This window comes from Streptomyces sp. NPDC032091 (assembly GCF_055580265.1).
This window is the reverse complement of record NZ_JBVILR010000016.1, coordinates 159,348-172,823: the sequence shown is the minus strand read 5'-3', so window position 1 is coordinate 172,823 and position 13,476 is coordinate 159,348. Positions and strand designations below refer to the sequence as shown.

The 13,476-nt window shown below is 73.4% G+C and carries 11 protein-coding genes; 5 read left to right on the top strand and 6 right to left on the bottom strand.

Translation table 11 applies throughout. The annotated features are described in order from the left end of the window. Nucleotides 1-11: 11 nt before the first annotated feature. On the bottom strand, nt 12-1,403 hold the full coding sequence (locus tag ACZ5NJ_RS24935) for a glutamate decarboxylase (protein ID WP_468767409.1): 1,392 nt from the start codon (nt 1,401-1,403) through the stop codon (nt 12-14). 297 nt (nt 1,404-1,700) lie between these two features. Between ACZ5NJ_RS24935 and melC1 the strand changes: the two genes are divergently transcribed. Both melC1 and melC2 read left to right on the top strand, forming a co-directional pair. Beyond that, entirely contained in the window at nt 1,701-2,093 is a 393-nt protein-coding gene (gene melC1 / locus ACZ5NJ_RS24930) for an apotyrosinase chaperone MelC1 (RefSeq protein ID WP_468767408.1), read from the top strand. Then, nucleotides 2,093-2,941: a tyrosinase MelC2 gene (gene melC2, locus ACZ5NJ_RS24925; RefSeq protein WP_468767407.1), complete on the top strand. Its 849-nt coding sequence runs from the start codon at nt 2,093-2,095 to the stop codon at nt 2,939-2,941. The genes melC1 and melC2 overlap by 1 nt, the downstream gene beginning before the upstream one ends. Here melC2 and ACZ5NJ_RS24920 read toward each other — a convergent pair. After that, on the bottom strand, nt 2,896-3,597 hold the full coding sequence (locus tag ACZ5NJ_RS24920; RefSeq protein ID WP_468767406.1) for a response regulator: 702 nt from the start codon (nt 3,595-3,597) through the stop codon (nt 2,896-2,898). The genes melC2 and ACZ5NJ_RS24920 overlap by 46 nt on opposite strands. Next, a complete protein-coding gene (locus ACZ5NJ_RS24915) occupies nt 3,594-5,228 on the bottom strand; it encodes a sensor histidine kinase (protein WP_468767444.1) in 1,635 nt (544 codons plus the stop codon). Before ACZ5NJ_RS24915 ends, ACZ5NJ_RS24920 begins: the two co-directional genes overlap by 4 nt. A 155-nt stretch (nt 5,229-5,383) precedes the next feature. Here ACZ5NJ_RS24915 and ACZ5NJ_RS24910 point away from each other — a divergent pair, with 155 nt between their 5' ends. Together ACZ5NJ_RS24910 and ACZ5NJ_RS24905 are read left to right on the top strand one after the other, a co-directional pair. Then, nucleotides 5,384-6,742 carry a cation:dicarboxylate symporter family transporter gene (locus ACZ5NJ_RS24910; RefSeq protein ID WP_468767405.1) on the top strand — a complete coding sequence of 453 codons (1,359 nt, stop codon included), beginning with the start codon at nt 5,384-5,386 and terminating at the stop codon, nt 6,740-6,742. Nucleotides 6,743-7,107: 365 nt separating this feature from the next. Continuing rightward, entirely contained in the window at nt 7,108-8,877 is a 1,770-nt protein-coding gene (locus tag ACZ5NJ_RS24905) for a S8 family peptidase (RefSeq protein ID WP_468767404.1), read from the top strand. A 59-nt stretch (nt 8,878-8,936) separates the two neighbouring features. On the opposite strand, the gene ACZ5NJ_RS24900 is transcribed toward ACZ5NJ_RS24905, so the two are convergent. Together ACZ5NJ_RS24900 and ACZ5NJ_RS24895 are read right to left on the bottom strand one after the other, a co-directional pair. Beyond that, entirely contained in the window at nt 8,937-9,614 is a 678-nt protein-coding gene (locus ACZ5NJ_RS24900; RefSeq protein WP_468767403.1) for a (2Fe-2S)-binding protein, read from the bottom strand. A 48-nt stretch (nt 9,615-9,662) separates the two neighbouring features. After that, nucleotides 9,663-10,916 carry an MFS transporter gene (locus tag ACZ5NJ_RS24895; RefSeq protein WP_468767402.1) on the bottom strand — a complete coding sequence of 418 codons (1,254 nt, stop codon included), beginning with the start codon at nt 10,914-10,916 and terminating at the stop codon, nt 9,663-9,665. 698 nt (nt 10,917-11,614) lie between these two features. Between ACZ5NJ_RS24895 and ACZ5NJ_RS24890 the strand changes: the two genes are divergently transcribed. After that, nucleotides 11,615-12,301, top strand: coding sequence for a GNAT family N-acetyltransferase (locus tag ACZ5NJ_RS24890; RefSeq protein ID WP_468767401.1), 687 nt, complete (start codon nt 11,615-11,617; stop codon nt 12,299-12,301). A 96-nt stretch (nt 12,302-12,397) separates the two neighbouring features. On the opposite strand, the gene ACZ5NJ_RS24885 is transcribed toward ACZ5NJ_RS24890, so the two are convergent. Then, nucleotides 12,398-13,426 (bottom strand): TolB family protein, encoded by a 1,029-nt coding sequence (locus ACZ5NJ_RS24885; RefSeq protein ID WP_468767400.1) that lies wholly within the window; start codon nt 13,424-13,426, stop codon nt 12,398-12,400. Nucleotides 13,427-13,476: the final 50 nt, after the last annotated feature.

Below are 13,476 nucleotides of genomic sequence, written 5' to 3'. Positions count from 1 at the left end.
TGGGCGCGCCCTCAGTGGTGGAAGCCCGAGCGGCTCGGGGTGGCCGGGACGAGCTGCGGGACGGCGCGCAGGTGGGCCACGGCCCGGCGCAGGTCCTCGACCAGCAGGGCGATCTGGTCGCGCGTCACTCCGTGCCGGATCAGGACGCGCTGGACGACGGTCTCCTCGCGGTCGGCCGGGAGCGGGTACGAGGGCACCTGCCAGCCGCGCATCCGCAGCCGGTCGGAGAGGTCGTAGAGGCTGAAGCCGGCCCCGCCCGGGTCGGCGAGGGTGTAGGAGACGGCGGGCAGGGCGCCCCGGCCGTCGTAGAGCAGGGTGAAGGGGCCGAGGCCCCCGATCTCGCGGGCCAGGTACTGGGCGGTGTCGGCGCAGGCCTGCTGGACGCGGCGGTAGCCGCCCCGGCCCAGGCGCAGGAAGAGGTAGTACTGGGCGATGACCTCGCCGCCGGGACGGGAGAAGTTGAGGGCGAAGGTGGGCATGTCGCCGCCCAGGTAGTCGACGTCGAAGACGAGTTCGGCGGGCAGCAGGTCGGCGGTGCGCCAGACGATCCAGCCGACGCCGAGCGGTGCGAGCCCGTACTTGTGGCCGGAGGTGTTGATCGAGGCCACGCGCGGCAGCCGGAAGTCCCAGACCACGTCGGGGTGGAGGAAGGGGGCGACGAATCCCCCGCTGGCGGCGTCGACGTGGACGGGGACGTCCCAGCCGTGCTCCTCCTGGATCCGGTCGAGGGCGGCGGCGAGCTCGGCGACCGGTTCGTAGTCGCAGGTGTAGGTGACGCCGAGGATGGCGACGACGCCGATGGTGTTCTCGTCCACGTGCGCGGCCAGCTGGTGGGGGCGCAGCCCGGTGGCGCCGGGTTCCAGGGGGACCTGGCGGAGCTCGACGTCGAAGTAGCGGGCGAACTTCTCCCAGCAGATCTGGACGGGCCCGCAGACCAGGTTGGGGCGGTCCGCGGGCTTGCCCTCGGCGGTGCGGCGGGCCCGCCAGCGCCATTTGAGGGCGAGTCCGCCCAGCATGGCGGCCTCGCTGGAGCCGGTGGTGGAGCAGCCGGTGCCGGTGGCGCCGGCCGGGGCGTTCCAGAGGTCGGCCAGGATGTTGACGCAGCGGGCCTCGATCTCGGCGGTCTGCGGGTACTCGTCCTTGTCGATCATGTTCTTGTCGAGGCACTCGTTCATCAGCCGGTGCACGCCGTCGTCCGACCAGGTGGTGCAGAAGGTGGCCAGGTTCTGAGCGGCGTTGCCGTCGAGGAGGAGCTCGTTGTGCAGGAGCGAGTAGACCACCTCGGAGGAGGAGTGGTCCTCGGGCATCCGGTACTTGGGGAGGATCTGGCCGCTCAGGGCGGAGGCGAAGACGTCCGTGTCGGCGTCCTCGGCGCGCGTGTCCTTCGTCTGATGAAGAGCCATATGCGGACTATAGGGGCTCATTCCTGGCAAAACAGACTTCAAGGACCCTTGAGGACCGATCGGGAATGGCGGATTCCGGCACCGCTTCCAGCCGACTCCGGAGAGTGACGCCGTCCACATACCTACCGTCGGACCGCAAAAATTACCGCCGGGTAGTATCAGTGCCGCAGATCTTCCCGTTCCGACCACTGGAGCCGGTCCGGACGGGAAGATCATTTAATTTGTTCTACATAGAACTTATCCGTCCATGTCCGGATTCCTGCCAACTGCCGTGCGGACGCTGGTAGTTCTTCGGCCATGAACAAGATCACCCGCCGGCAGGCCCTGGGCACCGCCGCCGGCGCTCTCACCGTCCTCGGCATCGCGGGCGCCACCGCGCACGCCGCCGCCACCGACTCGCGGGCCGCCGCCACCCCGGCCGGCACCGTCGACGAGGTCTACATGGGCCGCCGCATCCAGATATCCCCCGCCTCGGGCGGCGGACACCACGGCGGCCACCACGGCGGCGCCGGCACGCCCTCCGTCCGGATCGACGGCCGCGAGCTGCACGTCATGCAGAACGCCGACGGCACCTGGATCAGCGTGGTCAACCACTACGAGACGTATCCGGACCCGGCCTCGCTGGCACGGGCCGCCGTGCGCGAGCTCCAGGGCTCCCAGCTGGCCCCGATGCAGATGGGCGGCATGTGATGACCGTGCGCAAGAACCAGGCCACGCTGACCGCCGAGGAGAAGCGCGCCTTCACCAACGCGCTGCTCGAACTGAAGCGCACCGGCCGCTACGACCGCTTCGTCACCACCCACAACGGGTTCATCATGGGCGACACCGACTCGGGTGACCGCGTCGGCCACCGCTCCCCCTCTTTCCTCCCCTGGCACCGCCGGTTTCTGCTGGAGTTCGAAGCGGCTCTTCAGGCGGTGGACAAGAGCGTTTCGATCCCATATTGGGACTGGACCGCGGACCGCACCACCCGCTCCTCCCTCTGGGCCGCCGACTTCCTCGGCGGCACCGGCCGGGCCCGCGACGGACAGGTGATGGACGGCCCGTTCGCCTACGCGACGGGCAAGTGGGAGATCTCGGTCCGCGTGGACGGCCGCGCCTACCTGCGGCGGGCGCTCGGCGAGGGCGTCGCCCAGCTGCCGACGCGGGCCGAGGTCGACGCGGTGCTCGCGATGCCGGTCTACGACATGGCCCCGTGGAACAGCTCCTCCAACGGCTTCCGCAACCACCTGGAGGGCTGGCGCGGCGCCAACCTGCACAACCGGGTGCACGTGTGGGTCGGCGGCCAGATGGGCACCGGCGTCTCCCCGAACGACCCCGTGTTCTGGATGCACCACGCCTTCGTGGACAAGCTGTGGTCCGACTGGCAGGCGAAGAACCCGAACTCGCCGTACCTGCCGGCCGCCGGCACCCCGAACGTCGTCGACCTGCGCGACACCATGCGCCCCTGGAACGATGTGACCCCGGCGGACATGCTCGACCACCGGAAGTTCTACGCCTTCGACACCGAGCCCGCCTCCGCCGCCCGCCAGCGGTAGTGCAGCTCGGGGCGGCCGACCTGGCCGTACCGGGGGGCCCGGTCCGCGCGGCCGGTGTCCACCAGGTGCTCCAGGTACCGGCGGGCGGTGATCCGCGAGATCCCGGCCGCCCCGGCCGCACCCGCCGCGGTCAGCCCCTCGGGGGCCTCCCGCAACAGCGCCGCGACCCGGTCCAGGGTCGGGGCGCTGAGCCCTTTGGGGAGCTGGGCCGCGGCGGGCGACCGCAGCGCGGCGAGGGCCCGGTCCACGTCGTCCTGGCCCACGGCCTCGCCGGCCGCCGCCCGGAACTCGGCGTAGCGCAGCAGCCGTTCGCGCAGGGTGGGGAAGGCGAAGGGCTTCAGCACGTACTGGACGACGCCCAGGGAGACGCTCTCGCGGACCACGGCCAGGTCCCGGGCCGAGGTCACCGCGATCACGTCGGCCGGATGGCCGGAGGCCCGCAGGCCGCGGGCGAAGCGCAGTCCGTTGCCGTCGGGCAGGGTGAGGTCGAGCAGCAGCAGGTCGATCCGGGTGCGCTCCAGCACCCGGGTGGCGTCGGCGAGGGTGTGCACGGCCGCCACGGCGGTGAACCCGGGCACCCGCCCCACGTAGAGCGCGTGCGCGTCGGCTGCGACGGGGTCGTCCTCGACGACGAGGACCCGCACGGGCGCGCTCACGCGGCACCGCCTGCGGCGGGCGTACCGGGCGAGCGGCACTCCCCCGCGGGAGCGGCCGGCTCCGGCGTGCCGGCCGGCCGCGCTCCGTCCGCCGGAGGCAGTGGCAGGCGGGCCGTGAACGCCGCACCGCCCGCCGGGGTGTCGCCGGCCTCCACCGTGCCGCCGTGCCGGTGGGCCACCTGGCGGACCAGGGCCAGGCCCAGGCCCCGCCCCTCTCCCTTGCCGGACCAGCCGCGCCGGAAGACGTCCACCCCCTCCGGCAGCCCCGGCCCGTTGTCCGCGACCCGCAGCAGCAGCGCGCCGGCGTCCCGGCGCACGGTGACGGCGATCCGGCCGCCCGGTACGCCGGTGAGGGCGTCGAGGGCGTTGTCGACGAGGTTGCCGAGGACGGTGACGAGGTCCCGGGCGGGCGGCAGTCCCGGCCCGGCGTCGATCGCTCCGCTGTCCGGGGTGACGTGCAGCTCGATGCCCCGCTCGTGCGCCTGGGCGGCCTTGCCGAGCAGCAGGGCGACGAGCACCGGCTCGCCGACGCCGGCGACCACCTCGTCGGTCAGGGCCTGCGCGAGTTCGAGTTCGGCGGTCGCGAACTCCACCGCTTCCCCGCTGCGGCCCAGCTCGATCAGGGAGACCACGGTGTGCAGCCGGTTGGCCGCCTCGTGGGCCTGGGAGCGCAGGGCCTGGGTGAAGCCGCGCTCGTGGTCCAGTTCCCCGGTGAGGGCCTGGAGTTCGGTGTGGTCGCGCAGGGTGACCACCGTGCCGCGGCGGCCGCCGCCGGCGACCGGCGCGCTGTTGACCACGAGCACCCGCTCCGCCGTCAGGTGCACCTCGTCGACCCGCGGCCGGTCGGCGAGGAGGGCCCCGGTGAGCGGGGCGGGCAGCCCGAGACGGTCCGCGCCCGTGCCGGTCACCTCCCCGGACAGGCCCAGGAGTTCGCGGCCCGCGTCGTTGATCAGGGTGATCCTGCGCCGGCCGTCGAGGAGCAGCAGCCCCTCGCGGACCCCGTGCAGGGCCGCCTGGTGGTAGTCGTACATGCGGCTCAGCCCGGCGGCGTCCAGTCCGTGCGTGTGGCGGCGCAGCCGGGCGTTGACCACGTACGTGCCCGCGCCGCCCAGGGCCAGCGCCCCGGCCGCGACCCAGGCCAGGGCGGTCAGCTGCTGCGCGAGCCGGGCGCTGATGGCGCGGACGGTGATCCCGGCGCTGACCAGTCCGACGACGGCGCCGTCCGGCCCGGTGAGCGGGGTGACCACGCGGATGGACGGGCCGAGGGTGCCGGTGTAGGTCTCGCTGAAGGTGTCGCCGCGCAGCGCCCGGGCGGTGTTGCCGAGGTAGCGCTCCCCGATGCGCCGCGGGTCGGGGTGGGTCCAGCGGCGGCCGTCGGGGGCCATGATCGTCACGAAGTCCACCTCCGAGTCCGCCCGGACCCGTTCCGCGTACGGCTGGAGGGCGGCCGAGGGGTCCTTCCCCGCGCGGGCCGCGTCCCGTACCGCCTCGCGCACGGACGGTGAGTCGGCGACGGCCCGGGCCACGGCCCCGGCCTGGCGCCGGGCGGCGTCCTCGGCCTGGCCGCGGGCGGCCGCGTAGGCGAAGACCGCGCAGCCGGCGACGACGAGGGCGACGAGCAGCACCTGCATGGCGAACAGCTGGCCGGCGAGGCTCCGGGGCGGACGGGCGAAGCGGAACATGGCGCTCAGTGTGCACCGGGCCGTGAACTCAATGAACGCAAGGGTGACCGGGGTCACAGGGTGGGCGATGGTCTCCCGGAACGCATTCACCACCAGGAGGCGACGTGGCCGCCAGACGCGACCGAACCCATTACCTCTACATCGCGGTGATCGCCGCGGTGCTGCTCGGCATCGCCGTCGGCTTCGCCGCGCCCGGTACCGCGGTCGAGCTGAAGCCGCTGGGCACCGGCTTCGTCAACCTCATCAAGATGATGATCTCGCCCGTGATCTTCTGCACGATCGTGCTGGGGATCGGCTCGGTCCGCAAGGCCGCCAAGGTGGGCGCCGTGGGCGGCCTGGCCCTCGGCTACTTCATGGTCATGTCCACGGTGGCCCTGGCCATCGGGCTCGTCGTCGGAAACCTGCTGGAGCCCGGCAGCGGGCTCCACCTGACGGAGGCCGCCCGGCACGCGGGCGAGGCCCAGGCCAAGGCGGGCGGGGCACAGAGCACGCCGGAGTTCCTGCTGGGGATCATCCCGACCACGCTGGTGTCGGCGTTCACCGGCGGGCAGGTGCTCCAGACGCTGCTGGTGGCGCTGCTGTGCGGGTTCGCGCTCCAGGCGATGGGGCCGGCGGGCGAGCCGGTGCTGCGCGGGATCGGGCACGTGCAGAAGCTGGTGTTCCGGGTACTGGCGATGATCATGTGGGCGGCGCCGGTGGGCGCGTTCGGGGCGATCGCCGCGGTGGTCGGGGCGACCGGGATCGACGCGCTGAAGTCCCTGGCCGTGATCATGATCGGCTTCTACACCACCTGCCTGATCTTCGTCGTCGTGGTGCTGGGCACGCTGCTGCGCCTGTGCTCGGGCGTGAGCGTCTTCGCGCTGCTGCGCTACCTGGGGCGCGAGTTCCTGCTGATCCTGTCCACCTCCTCCTCGGAGTCGGCGCTGCCGCGGCTGATCGCGAAGATGGAACACCTGGGCGTCTCCCGGCCGGTCACCGGCATCACGGTGCCGACGGGCTACTCCTTCAACCTCGACGGCACGGCCATCTACCTGACGATGTCCTCGCTCTTCGTGGCGGAGGCCATGGGCAAACCGCTGGCCCTGGGCGAGCAGATCTCGCTGCTGCTGTTCATGATCGTGGCCTCGAAGGGCGCGGCCGGGGTCACCGGGGCCGGACTGGCCACCCTGGCCGGCGGGCTCCAGTCGCACCGGCCGGAACTGGTCGACGGCGTCGGCCTGATCGTGGGCATCGACCGCTTCATGAGCGAGGCGCGGGCGCTGACGAACTTCGCGGGGAACGCGGTCGCGACGGTCCTCATCGGGACGTGGACCAAGGAGTTCGACCACGAGCGCGCCGCCGAAGTCCTCGCGGGACGGCTCCCCTTCGACGAGTCCGTGCTCGTGGACGACGGCCACGCCCCGGCCCCCGCCGCTCCGCTCCCCGGGCCCTCCGCGGGCCCCAAGGACGGTGTGCCGGTCTGACCGGCGCACCCCGCGAACCGGCCGGGCAGGGCTCGCCCCCACGGTGCCCAGCCCGGCCGGCACCGGCCCGGCGCCCCTCCTCCTCGGGGCGCCGGGCCGGATCCGGACAGGTTCCGGCACAACCGCCGGAGCCGCGCAAGTCCGGCGAAGGGGCGTGGAACGCCCACACCGGCCCGCCACCGTCGGGTTTCGGCCAGCGCGTCTCAAGTCGAGCGCTGCAAAAGGTACTTCCCTACGGGGCCGCGCGTCTGACATCTTGCGTCCACCACTCGTTTCGTACGGCCCGGTAGGTGCCACCAGCACCTTCCGGGTCATCGGAGGACGTTTTGATACCCCACATATCCAGTCGACCTCGACGTGCCCTGGTGGTGGCTGCCGCCCTCGGCGCCGCCCTCACCTTCGGAGCTCCCGCCGCACTCGCCGGCACCGCTCCCGTCGGCCCCTCGGGCTCCGCCGTCGCGGTGGCCCCCAAGGCCCCCAAGGCCTCGGCCCCGGCTTCTTCCCAGAGTGCGACCTGGGTTGCCGGCACCCGTGCCTACCTCGTGATCACCGCCCCGGGCGACAGCTCGGCGGTGCGTTCGGCCGTCACCGCCAACGGCGGCACGGTCTTCTCGTACTTCGACCAGATCGGCGTCGTCGTCGCCCACTCCTCCTCGGCCTCCTTCGCCGCCACGATGCGCGGCGTCAGCGGAGTCCAGCAGGTCGGCGCGACCCGTACCTCGGACGTGCCCGCCGACGCCTACAACCCGGCGCTGCCCGCCAACCCGGCGCAGGCCAGCACCCCGGCGGGCGAGCCGGCGCGGGCCGACATGACGCAGATCAAGGCCGACCAGGCCTGGGCCGTCAACCCCGGTTCCGCGTCGGTCAAGGTCGGCATCCTGGACACCGGTGTGGACGACCAGCACCAGGACCTGGCGCCGAACTTCAACGCGGCGGACTCGGTCTCCTGCGCCTATGGCAAGCCCGACACCCGCACCGGCGCCTGGCGTGACGTCGACACGCACGGCACCCACGTCGCGGGCACCATCGCCGCCGCCAAGAACGGCAAGGGCGTCGTCGGCGTGGCCCCGGGCGTGAAGATCTCCGCCGTCCGCGTCGCGGAGCCGGGCAACTCGTTCTTCTTCGCCGAGAACACCATCTGCGGGTTCGTGTGGGCCGGTGACCACGGCTTCAAGGTCACCAACAACAGCTACTACACCGACCCGTGGCAGTTCAACTGCCCCGACAACATCGACCAGGCCGCCATCATCGAGGGCGTCAAGCGCGCCCAGGAGTACGCCGAGGGCAAGGGCTCGCTCCAGGTCGCCGCGGCGGGCAACGAGAACTACGACCTCGCCCACAAGAGCACCGACACGGCGAGCCCCAACGACTCGACGCCGGTCACCCGCACCATCACCAACGCCTGCCTGGACATCCCGACCGAGCTCCCGGGCGTGGTGACGGTCGCGGCGAACGGCACCGGCACCACCAAGGCCTCGTTCTCCAACTTCGGCCAGGGCGTCATCGACGTCGCGGCCCCCGGCCAGGACGTCTACTCCACCCTGCCCGGCGGCAAGTACGGCACCAAGAGCGGCACCTCGATGGCCACCCCGCACGTGGTGGGCGTCGCCGCGCTGATCGCGAGCGCCAACCCGGGCATCACCCCGGCGCAGATCCGCGACAAGCTGGCCACCCAGGCCAACGACATCGCCTGCCCGGCGGACGGCCGCTGCACCGGTACGACGGCCAACAACTCCTTCTTCGGCGAGGGCCAGGTCGACGCCCTGAAGGCGGTCGGCGCCACCCCGCCCGCGGGCAAGTACTTCGAGAACACCGCGGACTTCGCGATCAACGACAACAGCACGGTGGAGAGCCCGATCACCGTCAGCGGTGTGACGGGCAACGCCCCGGCCACCCTCAAGGTCGGCGTGAACATCGTCCACACCTACATCGGTGACCTGAAGGTCGACCTGGTCGCCCCCGACGGCACGGTGTACACGGTCCACAACCGGGCCGGCGGCAGCACGGACAACATCAACCAGACCTACACCGTCGACGCCTCCTCCGAGGTCGCCAACGGCACCTGGAAGCTGCGGGTGAACGACAACGCCGGCGGCGACACCGGCAAGATCGACTCCTGGAACCTGACCTTCTAGTCGGGACCGGAGGCGGGGGCCGTCGGGGAGAGACCTCTTCCCGGCGGCCCCCGTTCGCGTCACCGGGTCCGCAGGACGCAGTCCCCGCACAGGCCGCCGCCGGGCACCTTGTAGTAGAGGCAGCAGCTGCGCCGTACGAAGGCCACCCCGAGGCCCTCCTCGTGGACGAACTCCCCCGTGCCCGCCAGGGCCCCGCCCTCGGCCAGCAGGCCCGCGGCCAGCTCGACGGCCCTCTCCCCCGGCACCCGGTCGAGCAGGACGCGCAGGGACCCGACGAGCCCGGAGGCGGCGTTGCCGCGCAGCACCCGCTCCGAGACCCCGTACCCCCGCCGCAGCGCGGAGTCCAGCACCGCCAGGTTCCCCAGCACGGTCTCCCCGAGCGCCTCCGCGGGCAGGACGGAGGCCGGGGCGGGCAGCCACAGCCGGAGCGAGCCGGCTTCGGGCAGGTGCCACCACACCCGGTCGGGGGCCAGGTCCGGCACCCGACCCCCCAGGGCGGCGCAGCCGAGGCCCAGCGACCAGAGCCGCGAGACGATCCCGAACTGCGCGGTCGAGGCCGCCACCCGGTCCGGACCGGTGCCGATCCGCCGGCCCACCTCGGCGACGTAGGGGCCGAGGTGCTCCCCGTAGAGCTCCGTCAGCGGCCGGAAGCCCGGTCCGGGCGGCTCCTGCCCGTACGGGACGGTGAAGAAGGGGCCGACGGCGGCCAGCCCGGCCAGTACGTCCTCGAAGTCCATCCCCGCATGATCGCAGGGGCCTGTGCGGGCCCCGGCCCCCGGGAGGGGTCAGGAGAGCCCGGGCGAGGCCGCGTCGGCGGGCGCCCGGCCGCCCTCGCCCCGGGCCTTGGCCTCGGCCCACCGGGCGGCCGGGCCCATGGCGAACGAGGCGGCCAGCAGCAGCCCGCCGAGCAGCAGCCAGCCGGGGATCCCCCACAGCAGGAGCAGCGCGGTCAGCAGCAGCGGGCCCAGGGTGCGGGCGACGGGGACCCCGGTGCCGAAGAACCCCTGGTACTGGCCGATCCGCTCGGCGGGGGCCAGCGAGAAGCCGATCTGCCAGGAGCCGGCCGACTGCCGCATCTCGGCGTCGGCCTGGAGCGCGGCGCCGGCCACCAGCAGAGCGGCCGCCGCCCACCCCGAGGACGGCAGGGCCGAGACGGCGAACACCGCGCAGGACAGGGCCATGACCACACCGGAGAGCCGCAGGGCCCGCCCGGCGCTGTCCAGGTCGGTGACGGGCCGGGCCAGGCGCACCTGGAACAGCATCACGGCGAGGGTGTTGAGCACGAACAGCGCCGACACCAGCCAGCCCGGGGCCTGGGTGCGCTCGGCGATCCACAGCGGGATGGCCAGGCTCAGCAGCGGCATCCGCAGCAGCAGGACCGCGTTGAGCAGCGTGACCAGGGCGTACGGGCGGTCGCGCAGCACCGCCAGCCGCGGCTCCCCCGCCGCGCGGCCGGGGGCGGGCTCGACCGGGGGCAGCCCGCGCAGGACGGCGGCGCAGACCAGGAAGCTCACCGCGTCCAGGGCGAACACCACGAGGTAGGCCCGCTCGGTGCCGGCGCCGAGGGCGAGGCCGCCGAGGGCCGCGCCCAGCGCCAGCCCGGCGTTGAGGGTCGACTGGAGATGGGCCAGTACGCCCGTGCGCTCCTGCGGGGTCACCAGCCCGGCGAGGAGGGCCTGGCGGGCGGCGGCGAGCCCGCACTGGGAGACGGCGTAGAGGACCACGGCGCACAGGAAGGCCGGGAAGGACCGGATGAACAGGAAGGAGGCCACCGACGCGGCGGTGGCCAGCGCCAGCAGCACGGAGGTGCCGCGGGGGCCGCGCCGGTCGGCGAGGGCGCCCAGCGGCACTCCGGCGACCGAGCCGACCGCCCAGGCGAGGGTCAGGCCGAGGCCGATCTGGGCGGGCGAGAGGCCCACCACGCGGGTGAAGTAGAGCGCGGAGCACACGTAGTAGGCGCCGTCGCCGACGGAGTTGCTCAGCTGGGCAGCGGCCAGGCGGCGGGGCGCTCCGGGCGCGGGCAGGAACCGTATCGTCACCGGTCCATTGGATCACCGAAACGGCCCGCCGGGGTGGGCCGGTGGGCGGTCTGTCACATGGGCCACTTCGAGGACGCCCGGGCCGGCGCCGCACGGCGTGGCGCTGACCCGGGCGGCTGCCTCCGGCTGGCCGGTGGCCCGGCGGGACGCCAGCATCGTGTCAATGACTCCTCCGGCACACGGACCCGTTCCCTCCGCGAGAAGCCGCCCGGCGGTCTTCCGGCGGGGTCCGCCCCCCTGCCCTGAGCCACCCCCGGTCCGCCCGTCCGCGGGCGCTCCCCCGACGACCGGCTGTTCGAGACCCGGGGCCCGGAGGGGCCCGGCCGGAGCGCCGGGCGGGGCCGCCGGCGGGGGCTTTTCCTCCGCCGCCGGATCCTCCTCGCATCCTCGCAGGTCAGAGGGGGTGTCCTGGGCGTCGGCCACGGTCGGCGCCACCGTCGGGGAGGCTCGCTCCGAGCGGCTGGACGGGTGTCCGGGGACCGGGATCAAGGGCTCCTCGGGCGTCGGACCAAAGTCATCGAAAACACACTTTGCGCCATTGCCAAATAGGGGGTTCATGAGAGGACCCTGAGGGGCTACATTGAGCCACTCGCGTTCACCTGACAGCCCGTTGCCTTTCACCCGCGTTTTGCGCGGGGGGTGACGTCAGAAACGCAGACTGTGCAACCACCCCACCGCCCAGAAGGACCGAAGGCTCCGTGCCCGTACCCGTACTCCTCGCCGGCCGCTCCGTGCGGCTTGAGCCCCTCGCCCCCCACCACACCGAGGCCCTGGCCGCGGCCGGGGCCGAGGATCGTACGACTTACGCCTTCACTCCCGTGCCGCACGGGTTGCAGGCGTCCCACGAGTACATCGACCGTGCCCTCGCCGATCAGGCAGCGGGTCGATCCCTTGCGTTCGCCGTGGTCAGAGCCTCTGACGGGCGGGTGGTCGGGTCGACCCGGTTCCTGGAACTCGACTACTGGCAGGGCCCGCTCGTCTGGCCCGCCGTCCCGGGGGTGCCCTTCGGGGATCCGGCGACGGCCATCCCGGACGCGGCCGAGATCGGGAACACCTGGCTGTCCCCGGCCGCCCAGGGGACCGGCATCAACACCGAGGCCAAGCTGCTCATGCTGCGCCACGCCTTCGAGACCTGGGGCGTGCGCCGCATCTCGCTGCGCGCCGACGCCCGCAACGGGCGCTCGCGGGCCGCGATGGAACGTCTCGGCTTCACCTGCGAGGGGGTCCGCCGGGCCCATTCGCGGGGGCTGGACGGGGCGGTGCGCAGCACGGCCTTCTACTCGATCCTCGACGAGGAGTGGCCCACGGTCCGCTCGATCATCGAGCTGCGCATGTCGGCGGCGGCGCCGCGCAGGCGCAGGCGCAAGACGCTGATTCCGGCGTAACGGTCCTGCGGGCACCCGCCCGCCCGGATCCACCGTCCCGCGGCGCACCCCGCGCCGCGGGACTCCCGGCCCTCGTCCCGCCCCTCCCCCGGCCGCTCAGCCGAGGAAGGCCGGGGCGAGGGCCGAGGCCGTCACCCGGGTCGCGGCGCCGCTGCCGTCGGCCGGCACGGAGTACAGGTCCGCGCCGAAGTCCCCGGGCAGGGAGTAGACGACGGTCCGGTCGTCGGTCCACACCACCTGGTCGTCCACGCTGCGCCCCTCGGCGAGCGGGGTCTCGTCCATCGAGGCCAGGTCCAGGACGTACAGCCGCCAGGGGGCGTCCTCGGGCAGGCCGGGCACCCGCTTCTTGAAGACGAGCCGGGTGCCGTCCGGGGAGAGCGAGGGGCACTCCAGGTTCTCGCGCAGGACGGTCACCGTGCGCGCGCCGAGGTCGCCGCGGACCAGGTGGGTGCGGCCGCCGGTGGCGAGGGTCGCGTAGAAGGTCTTCTCGTCGGCGGCGAAGGTGACCCCCCAGAAGTTGACGTCGGCGCTCCGGTAGGTCCTGCCGTCCATGAGGACCGTGAAGTCCTCCAGGGAGGCGTCGTACTTCCCGGTGCGCAGGTCGAGCAGGGAGGTGCGGGTGGAGAAGTTCGTGCCCGCGTACGAGTCCCCGCCGACGAAGACCGTCCAGGCCACCAGGTGCCCGCCCGGCGAGACCCGGGCCCGGGTGGGGATCCCGGCGAGGGGGCGGGAGGCGACCTCCTTCAGGCCGGCGTCGAGGACGACCGCCCGGTAGCTCTCCTGGACCCCGCCCTTGTCGGACCGGAGGCAGATCGCGGTGCCGGCGGCCGCGTGGAAGCGCAGGCACTTCACCCCGGAGGAGGTGCGGGGGCCGTCCGGAGCCGCCGCCGCCACGGAGGTGAGCTCGTCGCGGTGCGGGCCCCAGGCCATGTTCCGGAAGACCATCCGCCGGCCCCCGTCGCCGGGGGCGAGGGAGACCGCGCCGGGGGTGATCTGCGGGCCGCCGGGCCGGGCCTGGTCCTTCTCGTCGGCCCGGGACCCGGCGCGGACCACGGCGATCACGCCGACGGCGGCGAGCAGGACGACGGCGGTGACCAGGATCAGGATCCGGCGCTGGAGGGTCATGTGGGGTCTTCGGTCCTTCTCGTGGGGGGATGCGGTGGTGCGGGTGGCGG